The organism is Pseudomonas hunanensis (genome assembly GCF_013393325.1).
GTDB lineage: Bacteria > Pseudomonadota > Gammaproteobacteria > Pseudomonadales > Pseudomonadaceae > Aquipseudomonas > Aquipseudomonas putida_P.
In genome coordinates this window covers 235952-260366 of the sequence record NZ_QJRC01000071.1, presented here as the reverse complement: position 1 = coordinate 260366, position 24415 = coordinate 235952, and the positions used below count along the sequence as shown (strand labels likewise).

General features: G+C 61.8%; 20 protein-coding genes. 12 read left to right on the top strand and 8 right to left on the bottom strand.

Annotated features, from left to right (window positions below; genetic code table 11):
* Positions 1 to 163 precede the first annotated feature (163 nt).
* The 7 genes from DM807_RS05490 to DM807_RS05460 all read left to right on the top strand — a co-directional run bounded on the left by DM807_RS05490 (position 164) and on the right by DM807_RS05460 (position 5841).
* Positions 164 to 802, top strand: a complete 639-nt coding sequence (locus tag DM807_RS05490; protein WP_012270041.1) for a peroxiredoxin — start codon at positions 164 to 166, stop codon at positions 800 to 802.
* 308 nt (positions 803 to 1110) lie between these two features.
* Positions 1111 to 1704: an NADPH-dependent FMN reductase gene (gene ssuE / locus DM807_RS05485; RefSeq protein ID WP_012270042.1), complete on the top strand. Its 594-nt coding sequence runs from the start codon at positions 1111 to 1113 to the stop codon at positions 1702 to 1704.
* Between the two features lie 85 nt (positions 1705 to 1789).
* The gene (locus DM807_RS05480; protein ID WP_012270043.1) at positions 1790 to 2755 is read left to right on the top strand and encodes a sulfonate ABC transporter substrate-binding protein; all 966 of its coding nucleotides are present in this window, start codon (positions 1790 to 1792) and stop codon (positions 2753 to 2755) included.
* Between the two features lie 60 nt (positions 2756 to 2815).
* On the top strand, positions 2816 to 3964 hold the full coding sequence (ssuD, locus tag DM807_RS05475; RefSeq protein WP_012270044.1) for an FMNH2-dependent alkanesulfonate monooxygenase: 1149 nt from the start codon (positions 2816 to 2818) through the stop codon (positions 3962 to 3964).
* 10 nt (positions 3965 to 3974) lie between these two features.
* Positions 3975 to 4772, top strand: coding sequence for an aliphatic sulfonate ABC transporter permease SsuC (gene ssuC, locus DM807_RS05470; protein ID WP_012270045.1), 798 nt, complete (start codon positions 3975 to 3977; stop codon positions 4770 to 4772).
* On the top strand, positions 4769 to 5581 hold the full coding sequence (ssuB, locus tag DM807_RS05465; protein WP_012270046.1) for an aliphatic sulfonates ABC transporter ATP-binding protein: 813 nt from the start codon (positions 4769 to 4771) through the stop codon (positions 5579 to 5581). Before ssuC ends, ssuB begins: the two co-directional genes overlap by 4 nt.
* Positions 5582 to 5625: 44 nt before the next feature.
* On the top strand, positions 5626 to 5841 hold the full coding sequence (locus DM807_RS05460; protein ID WP_008095172.1) for a TOBE domain-containing protein: 216 nt from the start codon (positions 5626 to 5628) through the stop codon (positions 5839 to 5841).
* A 46-nt stretch (positions 5842 to 5887) separates the two neighbouring features.
* Here the strand turns inward: DM807_RS05460 and DM807_RS05455 are convergent, their stop codons facing one another.
* From DM807_RS05455 to DM807_RS05435, 5 genes are all read right to left on the bottom strand, one after another.
* Positions 5888 to 11380 carry a dermonecrotic toxin domain-containing protein gene (locus DM807_RS05455; RefSeq protein WP_179027138.1) on the bottom strand — a complete coding sequence of 1831 codons (5493 nt, stop codon included), beginning with the start codon at positions 11378 to 11380 and terminating at the stop codon, positions 5888 to 5890.
* A gap of 85 nt (positions 11381 to 11465) precedes the next feature.
* The gene (locus tag DM807_RS05450; protein ID WP_179027137.1) at positions 11466 to 12101 is read right to left on the bottom strand and encodes a TetR/AcrR family transcriptional regulator; all 636 of its coding nucleotides are present in this window, start codon (positions 12099 to 12101) and stop codon (positions 11466 to 11468) included.
* On the bottom strand, positions 12101 to 13678 hold the full coding sequence (gshA, locus tag DM807_RS05445; RefSeq protein ID WP_171577235.1) for a glutamate--cysteine ligase: 1578 nt from the start codon (positions 13676 to 13678) through the stop codon (positions 12101 to 12103). The genes DM807_RS05450 and gshA overlap by 1 nt, the downstream gene beginning before the upstream one ends.
* Before the next feature lie 153 nt (positions 13679 to 13831).
* Positions 13832 to 14215, bottom strand: a complete 384-nt coding sequence (locus tag DM807_RS05440) for a PaaI family thioesterase (protein ID WP_060493643.1) — start codon at positions 14213 to 14215, stop codon at positions 13832 to 13834.
* Entirely contained in the window at positions 14215 to 16539 is a 2325-nt protein-coding gene (locus DM807_RS05435) for a Tex family protein (RefSeq protein WP_012270051.1), read from the bottom strand. The genes DM807_RS05440 and DM807_RS05435 overlap by 1 nt, the downstream gene beginning before the upstream one ends.
* Positions 16540 to 16756: 217 nt before the next feature.
* Between DM807_RS05435 and ompR the strand changes: the two genes are divergently transcribed.
* Positions 16757 to 17497, top strand: coding sequence for an osmolarity response regulator transcription factor OmpR (ompR, locus tag DM807_RS05430; RefSeq protein WP_012270052.1), 741 nt, complete (start codon positions 16757 to 16759; stop codon positions 17495 to 17497).
* Between the two features lie 13 nt (positions 17498 to 17510).
* The gene (locus DM807_RS05425; protein WP_012270053.1) at positions 17511 to 18824 is read left to right on the top strand and encodes an ATP-binding protein; all 1314 of its coding nucleotides are present in this window, start codon (positions 17511 to 17513) and stop codon (positions 18822 to 18824) included.
* A 31-nt stretch (positions 18825 to 18855) separates the two neighbouring features.
* Here DM807_RS05425 and rimK read toward each other — a convergent pair whose 3' ends face one another.
* Both rimK and rimB read right to left on the bottom strand, forming a co-directional pair.
* Complete coding sequence (gene rimK / locus DM807_RS05420) at positions 18856 to 19761, bottom strand: 30S ribosomal protein S6--L-glutamate ligase (protein ID WP_008099005.1); 906 nt, start codon at positions 19759 to 19761, stop codon at positions 18856 to 18858.
* Positions 19758 to 20240, bottom strand: a complete 483-nt coding sequence (gene rimB, locus DM807_RS05415) for a retropepsin-like aspartic endopeptidase RimB (RefSeq protein WP_041166351.1) — start codon at positions 20238 to 20240, stop codon at positions 19758 to 19760. The genes rimK and rimB overlap by 4 nt, the downstream gene beginning before the upstream one ends.
* A gap of 109 nt (positions 20241 to 20349) precedes the next feature.
* On the opposite strand from rimB, the gene DM807_RS05410 reads away from it, so the two are divergent.
* On the top strand, positions 20350 to 20751 hold the full coding sequence (locus DM807_RS05410) for an RNA-binding S4 domain-containing protein (RefSeq protein ID WP_060493641.1): 402 nt from the start codon (positions 20350 to 20352) through the stop codon (positions 20749 to 20751).
* Positions 20752 to 20853: 102 nt separating this feature from the next.
* Here the strand turns inward: DM807_RS05410 and DM807_RS05405 are convergent, their stop codons facing one another.
* Positions 20854 to 21648: a phosphatase PAP2 family protein gene (locus DM807_RS05405; RefSeq protein ID WP_060493640.1), complete on the bottom strand. Its 795-nt coding sequence runs from the start codon at positions 21646 to 21648 to the stop codon at positions 20854 to 20856.
* A 119-nt stretch (positions 21649 to 21767) separates the two neighbouring features.
* Here DM807_RS05405 and hslO point away from each other — a divergent pair, with 119 nt between their 5' ends.
* Together hslO and DM807_RS05395 are read left to right on the top strand one after the other, a co-directional pair.
* Entirely contained in the window at positions 21768 to 22667 is a 900-nt protein-coding gene (hslO, locus tag DM807_RS05400) for an Hsp33 family molecular chaperone HslO (protein WP_171577236.1), read from the top strand.
* Positions 22668 to 22846: 179 nt separating this feature from the next.
* The gene (locus DM807_RS05395; RefSeq protein ID WP_179027136.1) at positions 22847 to 24388 is read left to right on the top strand and encodes a phosphoenolpyruvate carboxykinase; all 1542 of its coding nucleotides are present in this window, start codon (positions 22847 to 22849) and stop codon (positions 24386 to 24388) included.
* Positions 24389 to 24415: the final 27 nt, after the last annotated feature.

The window sequence follows — 24415 nt, the reverse complement described above, 5'->3', positions numbered from 1 at the left end:
CGTAGCTGAACAAGAAGCCTCGCCTAGTGCGAGGCTTTTTTGTGCCTGCACATTCGTATGCATTATGGTTATAAATAAATCGTTATTTATTCTTTTTGTTTTTAATCGAATGCAGGCACATTGAACCCATACGGTACAGAACCCAGCCAAGGAGCCGCAGCCCATGAGCCTCAAACTCGGCGATATCGCCCCCGATTTCGAACAGGATTCCAGCGAAGGCAAGATCCGCTTCCACGAGTGGCTGGGCAATAGCTGGGGGGTGTTGTTCTCTCACCCGGCCGACTTCACCCCGGTGTGCACCACCGAGCTGGGCCTGACGGCCAAGCTCAAAGACGATTTCGCCAAGCGTGGGGTCAAGGCCATCGCCCTGTCGGTGGACCCGGTGGACTCGCACCACCGTTGGATCGAGGACATCAACGAAACCCAGAACACCGTGGTCAATTTCCCGATCATCGCCGACGCCGACCGCAAGGTATCCGACCTGTACGACCTGATTCACCCGAACGCCAGCGACACCCTGACCGTGCGCTCGCTGTTCGTCATCGACCCGAACAAAAAGGTGCGCCTGACCATCACCTATCCGGCCAGTACCGGGCGCAACTTCAACGAAATCCTGCGAGTGATCGATTCGCTGCAGTTGACCGACAACCACAAGGTCGCCACGCCAGGTAACTGGCAGGACGGCGACGAGGTGGTGATCGTGCCTTCGCTCAAAGATGAGGAAGAGATCAAGCAGCGCTTCCCCAAAGGTTACCGGGCGGTCAAACCCTATCTGCGGCTAACCCCTCAGCCAAATCGCTAATGGATTCCTCGTTGCATCGCTCTTAGCCAAGCAGGGATTTTCGGGCCGTTTCGACGGCCCTTTTTTATGCCTGCAGGCTTTTTGAGGCCTAGGGCTGCTGCGCAGCCCATCGCGACACAAGGCCGCTCCTACCTGCAGGTCGCGGTCCTTTGTAGGAGCGGCCTTGTGTCGCGATGGGCCGCAAAGCGGCCCTAAGATCTCAAACCCTACAAAGCACTTTATGGAATAAACAAATGAAAAAATATGATTTCTAGATATATATGCCAGCTGTTAATGTCAGCTCCAACAGAACACAAGGAAGCGCTGCAATGCTGGTGGTATCAATCGGTGGTAGCCCAAGTTCCCGTTCACGCTCCGGTGTGCTGCTCGAGCGTTCGCGCCAGTGGCTGCAGAACCGTGGCGTTGAAGTGGTGACCTTCCAGGTGCGTGACTTCCCCGCCGAAGACTTGCTGCATGCCCGTTTCGACAGCCCGCAGGTGCAGCACTTCCAGCAACTGGTGGCCCAGGCCGATGGCCTGATCGTTTCCACCCCGGTGTACAAGGCATCGTTCGCCGGGGCATTGAAGACACTGCTCGACCTGCTGCCCGAACGCGCATTGGCCCACAAGATCGTGTTGCCAATCGCCACCGGTGGCAGCATCGCCCACATGCTGGCGGTGGATTACGCATTGAAGCCGGTGCTGTCGGCACTCAAGGCGCAAGAGACCCTGCAAGGGATCTTCGCCGACGACAGCCAGGTTGCCTACGCAGAAGGCGCCCGGCCGGCACAGTTGGTACCCGCACTTGAAGAGCGCCTGCACGACTCGCTGGAAACCTTCCACGTTGCCCTGGCCCGCCGGCCGCGCCCCGTGGCGCCTGGTGTACTGAACGAACGCTTGATCAGCGCTCGCTGGAGCATCTGAACGGCACTACCCGCTACACCACCTTACTCGCCCGACAACGAGGCAAGCAGGTGCAACCCGAACCTCATTCGCACAGGAGAGCGCCATGCGCACTGTCTTCTTGCGTCGCGGTCTGGTCGCCCTGTTTGCGGCGGCTGTGTCCTTCGGCGCCATTACTCAAGCCCAGGCCGAAAGCCTGCGTATCGGTTACCAGAAATACGGCACCTTGGTGCTGCTCAAGGCCAAGGGCACGCTGGAGAAGCGCCTGGCCGAGCAGGGCGTGCAGGTGCAGTGGACCGAATTCCCCGGTGGCCCGCAGCTCCTCGAAGGGCTCAACGTCGGGTCCATCGATTTCGGCGTAACAGGCGAAACCCCGCCCGTGTTCGCCCAAGCCGCTGGTGCCGATCTGCTCTACGTGGCCTACGAGCCGCCTGCGCCGCACAGCGAGGCGATTCTGGTGCCGAAGGGCTCGCCGATCCAGTCGGTGAAGGACCTCAAGGGCAAAAAAGTCGTTCTCAACAAAGGCTCCAACGTGCACTACCTGTTGGTGCGCGCCCTGGAAGACGCCGGCCTCAAATACAGCGATATCCAGCCAGTCTACCTGCCCCCGGCCGATGCCCGCGCGGCGTTCGAGCGTGGCAGCGTCGATGCCTGGGTGATTTGGGACCCTTACCAGGCCGCCGCCGAACAACAGCTGCAAGCGCGCACCCTGCGTGACGGCAAGGGCCTGGTCGACAACCATCAGTTCTACCTGGCCACCCGCAACTACGCGACCCAGCATCCGGCAGTGATCAACACGGTGATCGAGGAAGTGCGCGCCGTGGGCGAGTGGTCCCAGGCCAACCCGCAGGAAGTGACCGACCAGGTCGCACCGCTGCTCGGCCTGCCCGCCGACATCACCCTGACCTCGGTCAAGCGTCAAGGCTATGGTGCCGCGCCACTGACGCCAGAGGTAGTGGCTGCGCAACAGAAGATCGCCGACACCTTCCAGGCGCTCAAGCTGATACCCAAACCGCTGAGCATCAAGGACGTGATCTGGACACCCCCGGCCAAGGTCGCTAGCGCGCCTTGATTGTTTCGCCTGTGCCGGGGCGACGCTCCGGCTTGAGCCACCCTTGAGGAGACAACTCCAATGAGCCTTAACATTTTCTGGTTCCTCCCAACCCACGGTGACGGCAAGTACCTGGGCACTTCCGACGGCGCTCGTGCGGTCGATCACGGTTACCTGCAGCAGATTGCGCAGGCCGCCGACCGCTTGGGCTTTGGTGGGGTGCTGATCCCTACCGGCCGTTCCTGCGAGGACTCCTGGCTGGTGGCAGCGTCGCTGATCCCGGTGACACAGCGACTGAAGTTTCTCGTGGCCCTGCGCCCGGGCATCATTTCGCCGACCGTAGCGGCCCGCCAGGCGGCAACCCTGGATCGCCTGTCCAATGGCCGTGCGCTGTTCAACCTGGTAACCGGTGGCGACCCTGACGAGCTGGCCGGTGACGGCCTGCATCTGAACCACCAGGAGCGCTACGAAGCCTCGGTCGAGTTCACCCGTATCTGGCGCAAGGTGCTGGAAGGCGAAAACGTCGATTACGACGGTAAACACATCCAGGTAAAGGGCGCCAAGCTGCTCTACCCACCGATTCAGCAACCACGTCCGCCACTGTATTTCGGCGGTTCGTCCGAGGCCGCACAGGACCTGGCCGCCGAACAGGTCGAGCTGTACCTGACCTGGGGCGAGCCACCGAGCGCCGTTGCTGAAAAAATCGCCCAAGTGCGTGAAAAAGCTGCTGCCCAAGGCCGCGAAGTGCGCTTCGGTATCCGCCTGCATGTGATCGTGCGGGAAACCAACGAAGAAGCCTGGGCTGCCGCCGACCGCCTGATCTCGCACCTGGACGATGACACCATCAGCCGCGCCCAGGCCTCGCTGGCGCGCTTCGACTCGGTGGGCCAGCAGCGCATGGCTGCCCTGCACGGCGGCAACCGCGACAACCTGGAAGTCAGCCCCAACCTGTGGGCGGGTGTCGGGCTGGTACGTGGTGGGGCGGGAACCGCGCTGGTAGGCGATGGCCCGACTGTGGCGGCGCGGGTCAAGGAATATGCCGAGCTGGGTATCGATACCTTCATCTTCTCCGGTTATCCACATCTGGAAGAGTCGTACCGCGTGGCCGAACTGCTGTTCCCGCACCTGGATGTGCAGCGCCCGGAGCAACCAAAGACCGGTGGTTACGTGAGCCCGTTCGGCGAGATGGTGGCCAACGACATCCTGCCCAAGTCCGTATCGCAGAGCTGAGGGCCGGGCCATGAGTCGTGCAACTTCCTCCAACCTGGCCCAGCGCCTGGCGCCCTGGGCGTTGCCGGTGCTGCTGTTGGCAGCCTGGCAGCTGGCGGTCAGTGCTGGCTGGCTGTCGACGCGCATTCTGCCGGCGCCCAGCGCAGTGGTCAGCGCCGGTGTCGAGCTGGTGCGCAGCGGCGAAATCTGGACCCACCTGGCCATCAGTGGCTGGCGTGCCGGGCTGGGCTTCGTCATCGGCGGCAGCATCGGCCTGGTGCTGGGCTTCATCACCGGCCTGTCGAACTGGGGCGAACGCCTGCTCGACAGCTCGGTGCAGATGATCCGCAACGTGCCGCACTTGGCGCTGATCCCACTGGTGATCCTGTGGTTCGGTATCGACGAGTCGGCAAAGATCTTCCTGGTCGCGTTAGGCACGTTGTTCCCGATCTACCTGAACACCTACCACGGCATCCGCAACGTCGACCCGGCGCTGGTGGAAATGGCACGCAGCTACGGCTTGTCCGGCTTCGGCCTGTTCCGCCAGGTGATCCTGCCGGGGGCGCTGCCTTCGATCCTGGTGGGCGTGCGCTTCGCTCTGGGCTTCATGTGGCTGACGTTGATCGTTGCCGAAACCATCTCGGCCAACGCTGGTATCGGTTACCTGGCAATGAACGCCCGTGAGTTCCTGCAGACCGACGTGGTGGTGCTGGCCATCGTCCTGTATGCCGTGCTCGGCAAGCTCGCCGACCTCGCCGCTCGTGGCCTGGAACGCGTGTGGCTGCGTTGGCACCCAGCCTACCAAGTGGCCAAGAAGGAGGGCGCATGACCGTGCTCAAGGAACAGCCGCCACGCCTGTTGCGTGGCATCCCGCTGGCCTCCAATGGCCTGCGCAAAACCTTTGGCCAGCGCGAAGTGTTGAAGGGCATCGACCTGCACATTCCGGCCGGCCAGTTCGTGGCCATCGTCGGCCGCAGCGGCTGCGGCAAGAGCACCTTGCTGCGGCTGCTGGCCGGGCTCGACCAGCCCACAGCCGGCCAGTTGCTGGCCGGCGCTGCGCCGCTGGAAGAGGCTCGCGAAGAGACTCGCCTGATGTTCCAGGACGCACGCCTGCTGCCATGGAAGAAGGTAATCGACAACGTTGGCCTTGGCCTGTCTGGCGATTGGCGCCCGCGTGCGCTGGATGCATTGGAGGCGGTAGGCCTGGCCGACCGCGCCAATGAATGGCCGGCAGCCCTCTCGGGTGGCCAGAAGCAGCGCGTGGCGTTGGCCCGCGCCTTGATTCACCAGCCGCGCCTGCTGTTGCTGGATGAGCCGCTCGGCGCGCTGGATGCATTGACCCGTATCGAGATGCAGCAATTGATCGAACGCCTGTGGCGTCAGCATGGCTTCACCGTGCTGCTGGTCACCCACGACGTCAGTGAGGCGGTTGCCGTGGCTGACCGGGTGATCCTGATCGAGGACGGCGAAGTCGGGCTCGACCTCACCGTCGACCTGGCGCGGCCTCGGGCGCGTGGTTCACACCGCCTGGCGGCGCTGGAAAGCGAAGTGCTCAACCGTGTTCTGTCGGCCCCGGGCACTGCGCCCGAGCCGGATCCTGTAGCCCCTCTGCCCACGCAGTTGCGTTGGGCGCACTGAATGACCCACTTACCAGACTGAAGCCATAGAGAAGGAATAACATCATGACCATCAAAGCCATCAACGTCCGCAACCAGTTCAAAGGCACCGTGAAAGAAATCCTCGAAGGGCCAGTATTGTCGGAAATCGACGTGCAGACGGCCTCGGGTATCGTTACTTCGGTCATCACCACCCGCTCTGTAAAGGAGCTGGAGCTGCAGGTTGGCAGCGAAGTGATTGCCTTTGTGAAGTCGACTGAAGTGTCCATTGCCAAGTTGTAAGCATTCACCCCCAGGGCTGTTTTGCAGCTCTGGGGGTGATGTGTTGTCAGCTGGCCGGCCGCAGGTTTCCGAATAGCCTGTTGGCTTGTGCTTCGCTCATGCTGCCACGCCACGCGCCTTCCCCGATGTCGCGTTCACTGGCCAGTTTCAGGTGACCTGCTTCAAGCCGAGTGAAGCCTTGTGCCGGTTGCTGGCGGAAGTGAAAGTGCGCGTACCACAATGGCTGCTGGGTACCCAGGTCATTGATGCGGTACTCCTCCAGGTATTCGACAGGGTTGCCCTTGCGGTCCGTCTTCGGCTTCAGTATGCGTGACCAAACGATTTCCACTTCATTCTGTTCAAGCAGGTCTTCCAGATAGCCCACGGTGGGTTTGCCGGTTGCTTTGGTCTGGGCCGTTCGTAGCTGGCGACCAAATGCTTGTACCTGCTGGGCGGTCGTTTCCAGCCTATGCGTAAGCGCGGTTTGCTCTGGGTTGAGCCTGCCACCTGCTTTCTGCCGAATCCTGTCGGCGATGAAACGCAGTTGCTGTGCATGGCCTTGCGCGATGTCCTCCAGGTCGACGGGCACTGCTTGAGGTGTCTGGTACTGGCGCAACCGGGTTTGTTGCCTCGGGATATCGTCCAGCCGGGCAGTAGCGGTTTCCACAAGGCTCGACATCGTCTCGGTGGGGGCCGCACGCTCGGGCGTGGATAACAGCCATTCTCCCGCCTCGTTCCTGGCATAAACCGTATGAGGTTGATCCGAGTTGGGGTGGTTGATGCGCATGCGTGTCTGCCCCCGTTCGACGTACTCGTTGCCGATAAGCGGCCCCTCGGCGGTTTCGAACAGGCGTGGACGGCTTGGACCGCGAGCGGGCTGTACCGCAGGGCGCTGCCGGTTTGCAGTGACGCTATTGAGACTATCCTCAATATCGCTGACAAGCTGGCGCATCAACTGGCGCAACGAGCGTGTTTCGTTGGTCGACAGCAAGTCCTGGAACGTGTCTTGCCATGCGGTTACATGGCCAATAAAGCGCGTATAGCGGCCTTGCACGCTGGCCAGGAAGGTGCGCTCCTGAGCTCGGCTAAGGCCGGCCCTTTGTAGTTGAAGATGGCTGAAAAGCGTGCTGCGCAAGGCTGCCCCCTGTTCGTTGAAGTGCGCCATGAATGCCGCCATTTGTGGGTGTTCAACGGCGTTTGCGGTGAACAGTGTCGACGACAGGATGGACGCTCGAACGAGCCGGGTATTGGCTACATCGAGGGTCAGGCCCGTGCCTGTGACTTTTGCCAGGTAATCGGTCAGTGCTTTGCCCTGCAATTGGTTGCACCTGGCATGATGACGAATGGCCAGGCGCTCCACCTCCTGCAGCGTTTCGATCATTTCCTGGTTCGCCCGCAGCGAGTCCTGCGTGGCGCGCCTCACCACATGGGTGGGTACCGAGGGCAGTGGCAGGGCCTGGATGGCACTGGTTGCACGCATTGACTGTTGCGTGGCCAAGGTGAAGCGGTCGGCCACCAGATGCATATCGAGTACGCTCATCTCACTGATGTTGGCCTCGCACAGTGAGGTGAACCGGGTGTAGTCCGATCTGCTCAGCGTCGAGCGCTGCTCCTTGAGGCGAGCAAGGCTGCGCGCATTGAACTCGATGTTCTGCATCAACTCATCGCTCAGCTGCTGGCGTGCATTGGCGATTACTGCCTGCTGAGCGTCGCTCAGTGCCCCCCCTTCGGCCACTACTCGCTTGGCCGAGCGGTAGGCCTCATGTTTTGCGCGCATGCGTGTGACGATGCGCTTCAGTTCGTCGTTGATGTCGTGTGCCAGCGCCATGCCGGTCAACTGCTGGGGTTGGCGGCGAAGCAGCACACGCCAGTAGGCAACACCATTCTCGTAAAGGGTGGTAAGTACGCCGCCGCCGCCCGCTAGGCCATTGTCGACCAGCAAGCCGCTCAGCCTGCCTGGTGTCCCCCAAACGCCCTGCTCACTCAGGCGCACGGGTTGCCGATAGGTACGAAGACCCTGTGGCTTGAGCCTCCAGGTGAAGTAAGCGGGGTCCCAGGTCACTGCATACCAGGCGTTGTTGCGGGAAATATAGCGTTGTCCTGTGGCCAAATGCTCGAACACGCCAGCACCCTGCGGCAGTGTGGAACGCACCATTGGGCCAGCAGGCAATCCTGCTTCATAACCGGTGAACGGGCTAGGAGGCGCCTTGCGAGTACTGGTAATTGGCCGCAGCGGATCAAGGCGCTGGCGTCGCTGGGTAAGCAGACGCGCTGCAGTTGCAGGGTTGCGTTGGCTGGCTGCCAACGGCGCGAGCGTGAGGATGGCGTCGGTCAGCGATTGCAGCAGGCTGACCAGGTGTTGGATGCCTGTCTCCAGGTTGCCCTTGGCAAAAGCCGTGATCGCAGCATTCGCCGTGTGCCAGCCATCGTACAGCGCCAAGGCCGTGCCTGCGCCGGGCAACAGGCCAAGCACGAGCCTCAGCCCCAGGAAGAAGTAGCGATCGAAAACGTCGGGCGCTGCAAGCACCATGTCGGCCTGGCTGCGCGACGTCGCGCGGTGGCTGCGGATGAGGTCGCCCATGTCCTGACGGCACTCATGCGTGGGCAAGGTTTCCGAGCGCGACGCGCCCATCTCTATGAACACCCGGAAGCCCTGTTGCAGCGCAGTGTTGATGTAACTTTCATGATGGTCTGGGTTGCCGGACTGGGCCTGGGTTGCGAGGTAGCGGGCCATCTTCGGGTCCAGCGCCATGCGCTGTAACGCCTCGCACGCTGCGCTGGTGCTGGCATGCTGGCTAACGACACTGCCATTGGGCGCGCCAGGCATGTACAACAGCACTGGGCCATTGGCGTCTGTTATGACATGTATGGCTGACAACCCCACACTGTCGCTGGAGCCGTCTGCTGCGGTTCCTGGCCTAAGCACCAGGGACAGGTATTGAACCGTTCTGGCAGAAACAGCATTGACCTGTTCGCGGCAGAAGGTTTCCAGCAGTCGCTGCCCATCAGCATCGAGGCTGGCCGGTTTGCACAGTGCCAACAAGCGCAGCCGATACGCGTAGGGAGCACGAAGCGTTTCGTGGCGCCACTCAACTTGCCAAGGGGTTTCTTGCTCGAAGCCCAGGTATGCATTGACGATGCGGTTTTCATAGCTGCCGGCGGCGTCTAGCCGGGTGATCAGCTCGGCAATGTAAGCGGGCGTGAGTGCTTGCTGCAGCGTCGGGTGGGTGGCCGGATCGAGCGTGATGATTGCATTATCCAGCAAGAGCCGTCGCTCATCGTCAAGCGCCACGAGGATGAAAGATTCAAGGCTGACATCACTGCGCGCCTCGCTGAACACTGGCACGTCGCGTGAACCTGCGCCGCCCGCTGCGGATTGGCCGGTCACTTCCTTTTTTACCGTGACACTGTTGGCAATGTTCAGGGTTATGTTCGGCATGGTCTGGAGGCCGAACTCATTGCACACGTGGTGTTCCAGCATGTGCCATGTGAACTGCTGGCGCGATGGCAGGCTTACTTTCAGCAGTTCACCCGCGGCGCGGACGGCGTCTTGGTATGCGCTCACCTGGGCAATCAATTCGGCGAGCTCATCGGCACCAAGGTGCTGCAGTGGCATGAGAAGTGTCTGGACACGGCTGCTGCGGTTCAGCTCAGCGAACCGCTCCAAGGCGATGGCCCTGGCCTGGTTCTCACTCATGCACAGCCGCTGCCGGGCTTGCTCTCGTGATGTGTTCGCGGGTAGTGACTCGACGATGGTTTGCACGCAGTGCTGCATGAAGTGCGCGGGAATGGGCGTTTGATCGAGTGTGACTGCGGGCGCATTGGAGAGTGCCTCTAGCAGTTGCACCGCATCCGCTGCGTGCACCGAGTCCAGTATCGCGTCTGGCCAGGCGCCGCACAGCGTTGCCAGCAGGTGTCTGGTGAGCGTGGCTTCATCCTCGAAAGCCATCAGGCCACCCTGTTGACCGGGGCGGTATAGCAGCAGTGAATAGTCCAAGGTGTCGTCAGTGTCCCCGACGGCTGCGCGGAATGTCATGTAGCCAGATAGCGCCCAGCTACGATCACCGGTGCCCAGCATGAGGGTGCTGGCTTGCACAGGGCGCTGGAGGCTTGGCCTGGGTCTGTCAACGAGCGCTTCCACCCAGCCCAGGTGGGTGGCTGAAAGCTCACCCATGGCGTGCTGCAAGCGTGCCTCCAGCAGCAAGCCCTGAGATAGTTCATGGCTGATTCGCGCTATGCGAGTCTGTTCCTCATGAGGCGCTTGCCAGTCATCGGCAGCGACTTGGTCGGGAAGCTCCAGCAGGAAGAGGTTCAGCGAATCCTGAAGCTTAACCAGCTGCTCCAGTTGCTCTCGCAGCCAGGTAACTTCCACCGAGGAGGGCTCTGTATCGTCTCCCAGATACTGCTCTAGCAGTGCTTCCTGGCGCTCGATGCGCTGCCGCCGCCAGCTTGTCGGCAGGTACTGCTCAAGGCTGTCAAAATGCAGCTCTTCGTTCGCCAGTGCGGCATCGGCAGCGATCAGGTCGTCAATGGTGTTGTCGGTCGTGGCGTCGAGGGAATCTGAAATGATCGAACCTCGCTGTGCTTCCCAATCCTGCAGGTCACTCCAATCCAGGGGCTGAGTTGCAGGCTCTTTGCTGGCCTTGAATAAAAGATGGTCGGAAATTGCCTGGATACGCAGCAGGTGCTCATCCAATAACACGCTGAAGCCATCGTTCGCGATCGGTGAGACGATGACGTTTTCGTTCGAGCCCGTGGTGATCGAATACCTCGGATCTGACCAGAACCAGAAATGGTTCTGATGCACCCAGTTGCGCAGGCTTTGCTGATTGTCGAACGTCAGTAGCGGGGTTCGCGCGCCCGGTCTGTACATCAGCCAGCGTGAACCTTCCGGCTGAGGTGCAATCAGCAATGCCGCCGTGCTGGTGAGGCTCGCGCCATTAGGAAGCTGGCAGTCCAGTTGAGCATATTGCAGGTCAGGCTGATGGCCTTGTTGCCAGTTATCGATGTCCAGTTTGCCGGTGCCAAACGCTATATCCAGGTTGCTCTTAAAGTGTTGGCGCAGCAGGTTGCTTGCATGTTTTTGGCGCGAGAGGGTTGTACCCGGCATCCGGCCGTTCCAGTAGTCATGGGTGGCTTGAAAGTGGGCTGCATTCACTACAGGGCCGAGTTCGCTGAGCCAGTCACTGCCAGCCCATTTCGTTTGCGCCTGTGAGTCGTCCAACCCCCATGTGGTCCACGTCGTATAGGCGGTGGCGAATAGTGGGCTGGCCAGCAGGCGTGCGGCAAAAGTCATCAGGGTGACCTGGCTGTCGCGGTCTTGCAGCCCGCAGGTGTAGGGGTCGATGCCGAGGTGAGCGTGTAGCGTGGCTTGCAGTGTTTGTTTCACGGTGGGGGCACCGTTCAACAGGTTGCGTAATGCAGTGGCGGCACGACGCTGCGCGGGTCTGGCTGCCTCCAGCATGTTGCCTCTGCCGGCTAGCTGGCGGTCGAAGGTGTCTGTGTCTGTCAGGGGTAATGCTTTGACGTAATCGGTTTGCGAACTGCTGGCTGTGGGCATGAGCAATGGTCTCTTTGAGGGGGCGCGCTAGCGCAAGCCTCATTGAAACGATCACTTGGTTTTGCTGGGTGGTAGATGTTTAGGGTCAGGCGCCATTGCGCTTGGGCAGGAAGGGGGGCAGGTAGAGTGACAGGTAGGCTTCGAACACGCGCATGCCTTCTTCCGCCATGCGCGGCGTGATCTGTTCGAACAGCTGCATTGAGCGAGCGTAGACACGGTCGCTCAGCTCCATGGCCAGCGCGAACACATCCACATCGCCCGGCATCGCCGGCAGCTGGAAATGCCGGTCGAACAGGCTGTGCATCAGTTCGCCCAGTTCCATATCGTGCTGGCGGTCAGCCTGCACCACTTCACTCAGCCCGTGCTGGGCGAGGATCAACTGGCGTGCAGCAGCATTTTCGTTGTAGATGGCGAGCATGCGTTGCTCGATCAGCCGCGACAGTTGGTGCCAGGTCGTGAAGGCAAGGCTGTCGATGGGGGCACTCAAGGCCTCGCGAAACGCACGGTGTACGTCGGCCGTCAGTGCTTCCAGCAACGCAGGTACGCTGGCGAAAAAGTGATACACCGACGACGGTGGAATCTGTGCCCGCTCGGCAACGCTGTAGATGGACAGTGCCGCTACCCCTTGTTCGGCCAGCAGCTCGCGCGCAGCCGCCAGGATCGCTTCGATCCTGGCTTGGCTGCTGGCGCGCGGTTTGCGTGGGGTGGCGGTGCGGTTCATCAGTTGCTGATTGCCAGGATGCTGGCCTGGTAAGCACCGACGAACAGGTCAAAGTCGCCGACTTCGTCTTGCTCCAGCTCTGATTGCCTGGCAAGCGACTCGCGGGCCAGCGTTTCGAATGCCTGCTGCTTTTCGCTGCTCAGCGGTTGCTCGCGGAATGTTTCGGCGTGGATACGGCTTTGGCGCAGCGAGAACTGGACGAAACTTTCGTCATGTTCGGTCATGCGTGCCAGCACCTGGGCCGATGGGGTCAGCGAGGTATCGTCGACCTTGGCCTGCTGGGCATCCAGGGCTTTGGCGTGGGCTTCGCCACCTTGGGCCTGGTCGAGCAGGTCGGCCAACTGGCGGATACGCTCGATCAGCTCGCTGGCCCAGTCTTTCAGGCCGATAGGCTGGCCATCGCGGTGCAGCTCGAGCCCCGGACGACGGCCTTCCTTGACCACGGTCAAGAAGTTGTCGGTGCACTGGCCGCACTCGCCGTTGTCCAGCTGCGGGCTTTCTTCCAGGGCGCAGAACAGCAGGAACGCATCGAGGAAGCGCGCTTCGGTCAGGTCGATGCCCACGGGCAGGAACGGGTTGATGTCCAGGCAACGCACCTCTACATACTGCACGCCCCGCGAGGTCAGGGCCTGGATCGGCCGTTCGCCGGTGTAGGTGACGCGCTTGGGGCGAATGTTCGAGTAGTACTCGTTTTCGATCTGCAGGATGTTGGTGTTCAGCTGCACCCATTCGCCGTCCACATGCGTGCCGACTTCAACGTAAGGCGGGTAGGGCGTGCCCACTGCTTTGCGCAGGCTGTCGGTGTAGCTGGCCAGGTTGTTGTAACACGGCGTAAGGCCGGCCTGGGCGTTGCTCTGGTAGCCCAGGTCGCTCATGCGCAGGCTGGTGGCGTAGGGCAGGAACAGGGTCTCGGCGTCCAGCTCTTCGAGCTGGTGCGGGCGGCCACGCAAAAAGCCTTTGTCCAGGGCCGGCGAGGCGCCGAACAGGTACATCAGCAGCCAGCTGTAGCGGCGGAAGTTGCGGATCAGCGCGATGTAGGCCGACGACTGGTAGTCGCGGTCGTCTTCAGTGCTGCCTTCGGCTTCGCGCAGCAGGGGCCAAAGCGCCTCGGGCAGCGAGAAGTTGTAATGGATACCGGCAATGCACTGCATGGTGCGGCCGTAGCGAAGGGCCAGGCCCTTGCGGTAGACGTGCTTGAGCTTGCCGATGTTCGAGGTGCCGTACTCGGCGATCGGGATGTCCTCCTCGGCCGGTAGCGTGCACGGCATCGACGGGCTCCACAGGTATTCGTCGCCCAGCTTGCTGTAGACGAAACGGTGGGTCTCTTCGAGGCTTTCGAGCACCTTGGCCGGGTCGGGCAGGGCTGGGGTGATGAACTCCAGCAGCGACTCGGAATAATCGGTGGTGATCTGCTCGTTGGTCAGCGCCGATCCCAGTGCGTCCGGATGCGGGGTCTGGGCCAGGCGACCTTCGTCGGTCACGCGCAGGCATTCGCGCTCAATGCCGTGCAGGCACTGCTTGAGCAGGGGGAGATTGGCGCCGAGCAGGCTCAGGCGGCGGTTGAGGAGGTCGCTCAAGATGTATTCCTTCACGCGTCAGTCGCCCCAATATGGGGGTAGAGATAACGGTCTACAAGGGTAGGAAGAAAGGAACTGGCGTTGTCGCCTGGTTTACGCGGATCCAGCAGTGCCAGCGCACTGCTGAAAATACCGCAGATACGGCTTGGTGAGCTAGAGAACCGCGAAGGTTCCTTGCGCTTTTGCCACCAGCTTGTCGCCCTGGACTACGTCAGCGTCGACCACCAGGGTGCGCCGCCCGGCGTGCAGTACACGGGCGGTACACAGCACGTCACCGTCGCTGACGGCGCGCATGTAGTTGATCTTGCACTCGATGGTGACGCTTTGCTGGTCAAAGCCATGGCTGGCCGAGCAGGCCAGGCCCATGGCGATGTCCACCAGGCTGAAGATGGCCCCGCCGTGCAGCTTCTGGCCACGGTTGCGCAAGTGCGGCTCGAGGGCCAGGGCCACCTCGGCAACACCGGTATCCAGGCGTTGCAGGCGGCAGCCCAGCAGTTGGCTGAAGGCGCTTTCGACGTATTCGCGCGGTACGTCCATCACTTCTTCTTCAACTGCTTGGCGTTGGCGAACAGGGAGGCCATGGCATTGTTGGCCGGTGCGGCAGTGGTGGTTTCACGCTGGCGCGGGGCCTGCTGCTGGCGGTTGCCGCCATTGCCACGATTGCCGCCACGGTTGCCTTCGACCTTTTCGCCGGGGGTGTCGCTCATGCGCATGGACAGGCCGACGCGCTTGCGCGGGATATCCACTTCCATGACTTTGACCTTGACCACATCGCCGGCCTTGACCGCTTCACGCGGGTCTTTGATGAACTTCTCCGACAGTGCCGAGATGTGTACCAGGCCGTCCTGGTGCACACCGATGTCGACGAAGGCGCCGAAGTTGGTGACGTTGGTCACCACGCCTTCCAGGATCATGCCGGGTTCGAGGTCCTTGAGGTCTTCGACGCCGTCCTGGAAGGTGGCGGTCTTGAACTCGGGGCGTGGGTCGCGACCAGGCTTGTCCAGCTCTTGCAGGATGTCGGTGACGGTCGGCAGGCCGAAGGACTCGTCGGTGAACTTCTTCGGGTCCAAACGCTTGAGGAAGCTGCTGTCGCCAATCAGCGAGCGAATGTCGCGCTCGGTGTCGGCGGCGATGCGCTGCACCAGCGGGTAGGCCTCAGGGTGCACCGCAGAGGCGTCCAGCGGGTTGTCGCCGTTCATCACACGCAGGAAGCCGGCGGCTTGCTCGAAGGTTTTTTCACCCAGGCGGCTGACCTTTTTCAGCGCTGCACGGGTGGCGAAGGGGCCGTTGGCATCGCGGTGGGCAACGATGTTCTGTGCCAGCGTGGCGTTGAGGCCGGAGATACGGGTCAGCAGCGCCACCGAGGCGGTGTTCACGTCCACACCCACGGCGTTCACGCAGTCCTCGACCACGGCGTCCAGGCCACGCGCCAGTTTCAGCTGGGACACGTCGTGCTGGTACTGGCCGACACCGATGGATTTCGGGTCGATTTTCACCAGCTCGGCCAGCGGGTCCTGCAGGCGGCGAGCAATCGACACGGCACCACGGATCGACACGTCCAGGTCCGGGAACTCGCGGGCGGCCAGTTCCGAGGCCGAATACACCGACGCGCCGGCTTCGGAGACCATGATCTTGGTGATCTTCAGTGCTGGGTATTTTTTAACCAGCTCGGCCACCAGCTTGTCGCTTTCACGGCTGGCGGTGCCGTTGCCGATAGCGATCAGTTCCACCGAGTGCTTGGCGCACAGTGCGGCCATGACGGAAAGGGTGCGGTCCCAGTCGTTCTTCGGCGCGTGCGGGTAGACCGTGGTGTAGTCCAGCAGCTTGCCGGTGGCATCGACCACGGCGATCTTGCAGCCTGTGCGCAGGCCCGGGTCAAAGCCCAGGGTAGCACGTGGGCCAGCCGGGGCGGCCAGCAGCAGGTCGTGCAGGTTGTGGGCGAACACGTTGATCGCTTCGCCTTCGGCGTTGTCCCGCAGCTCGCCGAACAGGTCGGTTTCCAGGTGGGTATACAGCTTGACCTTCCAGGTCCAGCGCACCACTTCGCCCAGCCATTTGTCGGCCGGGCGGCCGCGGTTTTCGATGCCGACGTGGCTGCCGATCATCAGTTCGCATGGGTGCAGGGTACCGGGCAGCTCTTCGCCGACCTTGAGCGATGCGCTCAAAACACCTTCATTGCGCCCGCGGAAGATGGCCAGCGCACGGTGCGACGGCGCAGTGCGCAGCAGTTCGTCGTGGGCGAAGTAATCGCGGAACTTGGCGCCTTCTTCTTCCTTGCCGGCCACCAGGCGGGCGCTGAGCACGGCTTCCTGCTTGAGGAAACTGCGCAGCTTGTCGAGCAGGGCGGCGTCTTCGGCAAAGCGCTCCATCAGGATGTACTTGGCGCCTTCCAGTGCCGCCTTGACGTCGGCCACGCCCTTTTCGGCGTCGACGAAGCGTGCGGCTTCGCTTTCCGGTGCCAGGGTGGGGTCGTTGAACAGGCCGTCGGCCAGCTCGCCAAGGCCGGCTTCCAGGGCGATCTGGCCCTTGGTGCGACGCTTCTGCTTGTACGGCAGGTACAGGTCTTCGAGTCGGGTCTTGGTGTCGGCCAGCTTGATCTCGCGGGCCAGTTCCGGGGTCAGCTTGCCCTGCTCCTCGATGCTGGACAGGATGCTGGCGCGGCGCTCGTCGAGTTCGCGCAGGTAGCGCAGGCGTTCTTCCAGATGGCGCAACTGGGTATCGTCCAGGCTACCGGTCACTTCCTTGCGGTAACGGGCGATGAAGGGCACGGTCGAGCCTTCGTCCAACAGGCCCACGGCCGCCTCGACCTGCTGGGGGCGTACGCCCAGTTCCTCGGCGATACGGCTGTTGATGCTGTCCATGTAAACCACCTGACATTTGTGAATACGGGGGTCGCCTGTGGGCTTTTCGCCCGGCGGCGCTGGATGAAAGGCGCGCATTATACCCATCGCAAACGCCTTGCGGTGATGGCGCCCGGCCAGCCGGAACTGGCGCCGGGGGAAAAATCTGCTAACAATGCTCACGCAACGTGCAGCAATGGCTACGCCATAATGCGCGGCGAAATCAGAGGAGTTATTCATGACCGGCACGCCAAACACCGCTGAAGGTGACAAGATTCTCATCGTCGACGACGATCCGGGGCTGAGCAGCCTGCTGGAACGTTTCTTCACCAGCAAGGGCTACCGTGCCCGCGCGGTGCCCAACACCGAGCAGATGGACCGTCTGTTGCAGCGCGAAGTGTTCAACCTGGTGGTACTCGACCTGATGCTGCCAGGTGAGGATGGCCTGTCTGCGTGCAAGCGCCTGCGCCAGCAGAACAACCAGATCCCGATCATCATGCTGACCGCCAAGGGCGATGAGCTCAGCCGCATCAAAGGCCTGGAACTGGGTGCCGACGACTACCTGGGCAAACCCTTCAACCCGGACGAACTGATGGCGCGGGTCAAGGCTGTGCTGCGTCGCCAGGCGCCCAGCGTACCGGGTGCGCCGGGCAGCGAAGACGAGTCGGTCACCTTCGGCGACTACGAGCTTTCGCTGGCCACCCGCGAACTCAAGCGTGGCGACGAAGTGCACATGCTCACCACCGGTGAATTCGCCGTACTCAAGGCCCTGGTGATGCACGCCCGCGAGCCGTTGACCCGCGACAAGCTGATGAACCTGGCCCGTGGCCGTGAGTGGGATGCACTGGAGCGCTCCATCGACGTGCAGATCTCGCGCCTGCGCCGCATGATCGAACCGGACCCGTCCAAGCCGCGTTACATCCAGACCGTATGGGGCGTGGGCTACGTGTTCGTACCGGACGGAAACGCCGGTAAATGATGCCGCGCCCTTCATGAAAACACCGGTCTGGTTTCCGCAAAGCTTCTTCGCCCGCACCCTGTGGCTGGTGTTGATCGTCGTCCTGTTCTCCAAGGCGCTGACCCTGGTCTACCTGCTGATGAACGAGGACGTGCTGGTCGACCGTCAGTACAGCCACGGGGTAGCGCTGACCTTGCGCGCCTATTGGGCCGCCGACGAAGAAAACCGCGACAAGATCGCCGAGGCGGCAGGCCTTATCCGCGTGACCGGCTCGGGCGTGCCCGAAGGGGAGCAGCACTGGCCCTACAGCGAAATCTACCAACGGCAGATGCAGGCCGAACTGGGTGACGACACCGAAGTTCGGCTGCGCATTCACGCGCCGCCAGCGTTGTGGGTCAACGCGCCAAGCCTTGGGCCTGGTTGGCTGAAAGTGCCGCTGTACCCGCACCCGTTGCGTGGGCAGAAAATCTGGAACGTGCTGGGCTGGTTCCTGGCCATCGGCCTGTTGTCTACCGCTTCGGCGTGGATTTTCGTGCGCCAGCTGAACCAGCCGCTCAAGCGCCTGGTGTTTGCCGCTCGCCAGCTTGGCCAGGGGCGCAGTGTGCGCCTGCCGATCAGCGATACGCCCAGCGAGATGACCGAGGTGTACAAGGCCTTCAACCAGATGGCCGAGGATGTCGAGCAGGCCGGGCGCGAGCGCGAGCTGATGTTGGCTGGGGTTTCCCATGACCTGCGCACACCGCTGACACGTCTGCGGCTGTCGTTGTCACTGCTGAACAGCGACAGCGATTTGAGTGACGACATGGTCCGCGATATCGAGGACATGGACGCGATTCTCGATCAGTTCCTGGCGTTTATCCGCGATGGCCGTGACGAACCGGTGGAAGAGGTCGACCTGGCTGACCTGGTACGCGAGGTGGTGGCGCCGTACAACCAGCCACAAGAGCGCGTGCGCCTGTGCCTGGAGCCGATTCCACCGTTCCCGCTGCGCCGGGTTTCGCTCAAGCGCATGTTGGGCAACCTGATCGGCAACGCCTTGCACCATGCTGGCAAGGGGGTCGAGGTGGCGGCCTATGTGTCGGGTGACGAAAGTGCGCCGTACGTGGTGCTGAGCGTGCTGGACCGCGGCACCGGGATCGACGAGTCGGAGTTGGAAACCATCTTCAACCCGTTCATTCGTGGTGACCGGGCGCGGGGTGGCAAGGGCACAGGCCTGGGGCTGGCGATCGTCAAACGGATCGCGGCGCAGCATGGCGGGAATGTGGAATTGCGTAACCGGTCTGGTGGCGGGATCGAAGCGCGGGTCAGGCTGCCATTGGGGCTGCTGCTACCGCGTAATGCCGTGTGATTGCTGGGGCCGCAAAGCGGCCCCAAAAATCTCAGCCTTTGCCCTTGGTCCGGGTCTGATTCGGCCCGCCATTCTTCTCCAGGTGTTCGATGATCATCCCGGCCACGTTCTTGCCGGTGGTCACTTCAATGCCTTCCAGCCCCGGCGACGAGTTCACCTCCATCACCAGCGGCCCATGGTTGGAGCGCAGGATATCCACACCCGCCACGCTCAGCCCCATCACCTTGGCCGCGCGAATCGCGGTAATCCGCTCTTCAGGGGTTATCTTGATCAGGCTGGCAACGCCACCACGGTGCAGGTTGGAGCGAAACTCGCCCGGCTTGGCCTGACGCTTCATCGAGGCAATCACCTTGTCGCCCACCACGAAGCAGCGAATGTCGGCGCCACCGGCCTCTTTGATGTACTCCTGAACCATGATGTTCTGTTTGAGGCCCATGAACGCTTCGATCACTGACTCGGCCGCCTGGGTGGTTTCGCACAGCACCACGCCGATGCCTTGAGTGCCTTCCAGCACCTTGATCACCAAAGGGGCACCGTTGACCATCTGGATCAGGTCGGGGATGTCGTCCGGCGAGTGGGCGAAGCCTGTGATCGGCAGGCCGATGCCGCGCCGCGACAACAACTGCAACGAGCGCAGCTTGTCGCGTGAGCGGGCAATGGCCACCGACTCGTTGAGTGGGTACACGCCCATCATTTCGAACTGGCGCAGTACTGCGCAGCCGTAGAAGGTAACCGAAGCACCGATGCGCGGGATCACCGCATCGAAGCCTTCCAGCGGCTTGCCGCGATAGTGGATCTGCGGCTTGTGGCTGGCAATGTTCATGTAGGCCCGCAGGGTATCGATCACCACCATTTCGTGGCCACGCTGGATACCGGCTTCGACCAGGCGGCGGGTGGAATACAGACGCGGATTGCGCGACAGCACAGCGATCTTCATGCAGCACCTGTGACAGGGGAAAGGGTGGCCGGGAAGGCCGGTTTGTCTTGTACGTATTTCAGGCCGGGGTTGACCACCAATTGGCCGTGGATGAGGGCCTTGGAACCAAGCAACAGGCGATAGCGCATATTCTTGCGGCAGGCCAGGGTGAACTCCACCTCCCACACACCATCGCCCAGCGCCAGTGACGTGCGGATGACATAGCGGGTCTGGGCCTGGCCGTTGGAGCTTTTGATGGTTTTCATGGTGACCAGCGGCGCCTCGCAGCGGCGGTGACGCAGTTGCACCACCGAGCCCAGGTGCGCGGTGAAACGGACCCAGGGCTGGCCATCGCGCTCGAACGGTTCCACCTCTGTGGCGTGCAGGCTGGAGGTGCTGGCACCGGTGTCGATCTTGGCGCGCAGCCCGGCCACGCCGAGGTCAGGCAAGGCGACCCACTCGCGCAGGCCGATCACAGTCAAATGGTCAAATGTCTTCACGAAGCACACCCTGCGAATGAGGTGGTGAACTGTAAGCACGGCGGGGACTTTTTGCATCCGTATGTGAAGGTAGTACAGTTCGATGAAAGACAGAATCCGAGGTAACGGGATGGCACAAAAAGCCGAAGACGACGATAAGGTTCGTCTGGACAAATGGCTGTGGGCGGCGCGCTTTTACAAGACGCGAGCGCTGGCCAAGGCCGCGATCGAAAGCGGCAAGGTGCATTGCCGGGGCGAGCGATGCAAGCCGGGCAAAGAGCCGCGGGTGGGCGACGAGTTCGTGCTGCGCACCGGGTTCGATGAACGTACTGTGGTGGTGAAAGCGTTGTCGGTGGTGCGGCGTGGGGCGCCAGAGGCGCAGACGCTGTACGAGGAAACCGAAGAAAGTGTGCGTCGCCGTGAGCAGGCGGCCGACCTGCGTAAGGCGGGGGCGATGGGGGTGACTACCGATGGCCGGCCGACCAAAAAGCAGCGGCGGCAGATACACCAGTTGCATGGGAGCTTTGAATAGCCGGGGCCGCTTTGCGGCCTATCGCGACACAACGGACCTGTGCACACCATTCGACGTGGAAGCGGCCTTGTGTCGCGATGGGCTGTGCAGCAGCCCCAGGGTTTAGCGGACTACCGCCAACTTGCCGACCAACGGTAACTTGGCCGCGATTGTGAACAGTGGCGCCGTCCAGCGCATCAGCGCCTCGCTGCCCTTGGCCGCCAGCGGCGTGTAATAGCTCCAGCCCAACGCCAGCACCGCCATCAGCAACCCGCCAATGTAGTCATCCTGCCCCCAGTGAGCACCCGCTACCAGGCGCGGCAGCATGAACAGCAGCGCCAGCCCCCAGACCACCAGGTATTGCACCAGGCGGCGGCAGAACACGCTCATGAACAGCGCCCAGATCAGCAACACCGAGGCGTGATCGCCCGGGAAGCTCTTGCTGGAACGGTCCTTGAGCTCCCAGGCCTTCTCCAGGTTGGGGTAGTAGTCACTGAGGTGCACGACGTCGTCGAAGATCATCGACGGGCTCTTGTGTTGCCAGCCGGCTGCATCCACCCACTTGGAAAACAGTGCGCGAATCACCACTAAGAGGAGTAGCGTGACCAGAAAGCCGAAAAATGCCTGGCGAACTTGCGCTGCCTTGAACACCCAGTCGCCACGGATGAGCACTGTCAGCAGGATCAGGCCGACGACGATGTCGAACGGGCGCAGGCTGCCGACGGTCCAGATGTAGCGCCAGGTGGTGTTATCGGCCAGCGGCGCATTCAGGCTGTGAAACAGCCACTCGTCGAAAGTCAGGCACAGGATCTGGCCAATGGGCCATAACCAGAAACACAGTAGAGCGATGGGAAGCAGCGTACAGGCTGCCAATGGCCCCAAAGACCACCTTGCTTGGAACAGTGGTCGATTGTCCATAAAATACCTCTATTGCAAACAGGAATCGGAGCGCCTTGTGAGCGCTCTGTCACGGGTTCTCGCAGGTTTCCGATAACCCTTGTAACCATTTTGTCATCATTTTTAGATAGCCAAAACCTATGAGCGATTTGCCTGATACCGATTTCACCCAACGTTTCATCTTCGACGAGCGCGATGTGCGCGGCGAGTGGGTGTCTCTGGATGACAGCTACGCCGCAGTATTGGCGCGCCATGAGTACCCACAGCCGGTCAAGGCATTGCTCGGCGAACTGATGGCCGCCACCGCCTTGCTGGTCGGCGCGATGAAGTTCGATGGCTTGCTGATTTTGCAGGCGCGCTCGGCGGGGCCGATTCCGCTGCTGATGGTGGAATGCTCCAGTGATCGCGAAATTCGCGGCATGGCCCGCTACGAAGCGGAGCAGATCCCGGCGGATGCCAGCCTGTCGCAACTGATGCCCGACGGCCACCTGACCCTGACCATCGACCCGGTCAAGGGCCAGCGCTACCAGGGTACCGTCGACCTCGATGGCGCCAACCTGTCGGAATGCTTCACCAACTACTTCATTCAGTCGCAGCAGTTGAATACGCGCTTCTGGCTCAACGCCGAAGGCGGCAAGGCCCGTGGCTTGTTGCTGCAGCAGCTGCCGCGTGATCGCCAGCCGGATGATGAAGAGCGTGAGGACAGCTGGCAGCACGTGGTGGCCCTGGCCAAGACCCTCAAGCCCGAAGAGTGGGCCGAAGGCAACGAAACCCTGTTGCACCGCCTGTACCACGAAGATGCCGTGCGCCTGTTCGATATCCAGCCGCTGCGCTTCAATTGCAGCTGTTCGCGCGAGCGTTCCGGCAATGCGTTGGTCAGCCTGGGCGAGCACGATGCCAAGGCGCTGGTAGAAGAGTGCGGCGGGACGGTGGAGATCGATTGCCAGTTCTGCAACGAGCGCTATTTCTTCGATGCCAGCGATGTGGCGCAACTGTTTGCTGGTGGCGGCACTGACGTGGCCTCAGAAACTCGCCACTGAAACGGTTAATCACAGGACAATCTCCTGTCGAATTGCGCAAAAGCGCAGTTCTGACAGGAGGGGCCTACTTTTTTTGGGCGTTTCTGGCATAATCCGGCCACTTTTTTCGCTGTAGTAGTTTTTTCAAGACAACTACAAAACGTTTGGAGCACTCGGCCTCGGGCCGGATGGGGTATCTCATGACGCAAGCCAACAACACCGTGTACACCGACCTGAGCGTCGATGAGCTGGTAAAAGAAGCGCTGCAACGCGGTGAAGGCGTACTAGCCGATACTGGCGCACTGGTCGTAGAGACCGGTCACCGTACTGGCCGTTCGCCGGCTGACCGTTTCATCGTCGAAGAACCTTCCACCCAGGACGCCATTTCCTGGGGCCCGATCAACCGCAAGTTCCCGGCCGACAAGTTCGATGCCCTGTGGGCTCGCGTCGAGGCGTTCAACAGCGCCCAGGATCACTTCGTTTCCTATGTTCACGTAGGGGCGGCTGCCGAGCACTACCTGCCGGTGAAGATGACCACCCAGACTGCCTGGCAGAACCTGTTCGGCCGTTGCCTGTTCATCAACCCGGAGCAGTTCAACCCGGCTGGCCGCGACCAGTGGCAGGTCCTGAACGTCGCCAACTTCGTCTGCGAGCCTGAGCGTGACGGCACCAACTCCGACGGTTGCGTGATCATCAACTTCGCCCAGAAGAAGGTGCTGATCGCTGGCATGCGTTACGCCGGTGAAATGAAGAAAGCCATGTTCTCGGTGCAGAACTTCCTGCTGCCGGCTGCCGACGTGCTGCCAATGCACTGCGCGGCCAACATCGGTGAAGAAGGTGATGTGACCCTGTTCTTCGGCCTGTCCGGCACCGGCAAGACCACCCTGTCTGCCGACGAAAGCCGTTACCTGATCGGTGACGACGAGCACGGTTGGGGCGAAGGCGTTGTCTTCAACATGGAAGGTGGCTGCTACGCCAAGTGCATCGACCTGTCCGAGAAGAACGAGCCGGTCATCTGGAAAGCCATCAAGCACGGCGCGGTGCTGGAAAACGTCGTGCTCGACGCCAACAAGCACGCCGACTACACCAATGTCAGCCTGACCCAGAACAGCCGTGCGGCCTACCCGCTGGAGCACGTTGCCAAGCGCTCCGAAGCGAACCTGGGCGGCGAGCCTAACGCAGTCATCTTCCTGACCTGCGACCTGACCGGTGTACTGCCTCCGGTTTCGATCCTGAACAACGAGCAGGCGGCCTACCACTTCCTGTCCGGCTATACCGCGTTGGTCGGTTCCACCGAAATGGGTTCGGGCGGCGGCATCAAGTCGACCTTCTCCACCTGCTTCGGCGCACCGTTCTTCCCGCGCCCGGCTGGCGAGTACGCCGAGCTGCTGATCAAGCGCATCAACGGCTTCAACTCCAAGGTTTACCTGGTCAACACCGGCTGGACCGGTGGTGGCTACGGCGTTGGCAAGCGCTTCAGCATCCCGACCACCCGTGCCGTGATCGCTGCGATCCAGAGCGGCGCGCTGGTCGGTGCCGAAACCGAGCACCTGGACATCATCAACCTGGACGTGCCGAAGGCTGTTCCGGGCGTTGAAACCGAGCTGCTCAACCCGCGCACCAACTGGGCTGACAAAGCTGCCTACGACGAGGCCGCCAAAGGCCTGGCCAAGCTGTTCATCGAAAACTTCAAGAAGTTCGAAGTTTCCGACGCCATCAAGGCCGCTGGTCCACAGCTGTAAGCTGAGCCAGCCGCAACGAGAAAGCCG

Coding starts and splice junctions, on each gene's coding strand:
- DM807_RS05490 (WP_012270041.1), top strand. CDS start 164: ATGAGCCTCAAACTCGGCGATATCGCCCCCGATTTCGAACAGGATTCC.
- ssuE (WP_012270042.1), top strand. CDS start 1,111: ATGCTGGTGGTATCAATCGGTGGTAGCCCAAGTTCCCGTTCACGCTCC.
- DM807_RS05480 (WP_012270043.1), top strand. CDS start 1,790: ATGCGCACTGTCTTCTTGCGTCGCGGTCTGGTCGCCCTGTTTGCGGCG.
- ssuD (WP_012270044.1), top strand. CDS start 2,816: ATGAGCCTTAACATTTTCTGGTTCCTCCCAACCCACGGTGACGGCAAG.
- ssuC (WP_012270045.1), top strand. CDS start 3,975: ATGAGTCGTGCAACTTCCTCCAACCTGGCCCAGCGCCTGGCGCCCTGG.
- ssuB (WP_012270046.1), top strand. CDS start 4,769: ATGACCGTGCTCAAGGAACAGCCGCCACGCCTGTTGCGTGGCATCCCG.
- DM807_RS05460 (WP_008095172.1), top strand. CDS start 5,626: ATGACCATCAAAGCCATCAACGTCCGCAACCAGTTCAAAGGCACCGTG.
- DM807_RS05455 (WP_179027138.1), bottom strand. CDS start 11,380: ATGCCCACAGCCAGCAGTTCGCAAACCGATTACGTCAAAGCATTACCC.
- DM807_RS05450 (WP_179027137.1), bottom strand. CDS start 12,101: ATGAACCGCACCGCCACCCCACGCAAACCGCGCGCCAGCAGCCAAGCC.
- DM807_RS05440 (WP_060493643.1), bottom strand. CDS start 14,215: ATGGACGTACCGCGCGAATACGTCGAAAGCGCCTTCAGCCAACTGCTG.
- DM807_RS05435 (WP_012270051.1), bottom strand. CDS start 16,539: ATGGACAGCATCAACAGCCGTATCGCCGAGGAACTGGGCGTACGCCCC.
- ompR (WP_012270052.1), top strand. CDS start 16,757: ATGACCGGCACGCCAAACACCGCTGAAGGTGACAAGATTCTCATCGTC.
- DM807_RS05425 (WP_012270053.1), top strand. CDS start 17,511: ATGAAAACACCGGTCTGGTTTCCGCAAAGCTTCTTCGCCCGCACCCTG.
- rimK (WP_008099005.1), bottom strand. CDS start 19,761: ATGAAGATCGCTGTGCTGTCGCGCAATCCGCGTCTGTATTCCACCCGC.
- DM807_RS05410 (WP_060493641.1), top strand. CDS start 20,350: ATGGCACAAAAAGCCGAAGACGACGATAAGGTTCGTCTGGACAAATGG.
- DM807_RS05405 (WP_060493640.1), bottom strand. CDS start 21,648: ATGGACAATCGACCACTGTTCCAAGCAAGGTGGTCTTTGGGGCCATTG.
- hslO (WP_171577236.1), top strand. CDS start 21,768: ATGAGCGATTTGCCTGATACCGATTTCACCCAACGTTTCATCTTCGAC.
- DM807_RS05395 (WP_179027136.1), top strand. CDS start 22,847: ATGACGCAAGCCAACAACACCGTGTACACCGACCTGAGCGTCGATGAG.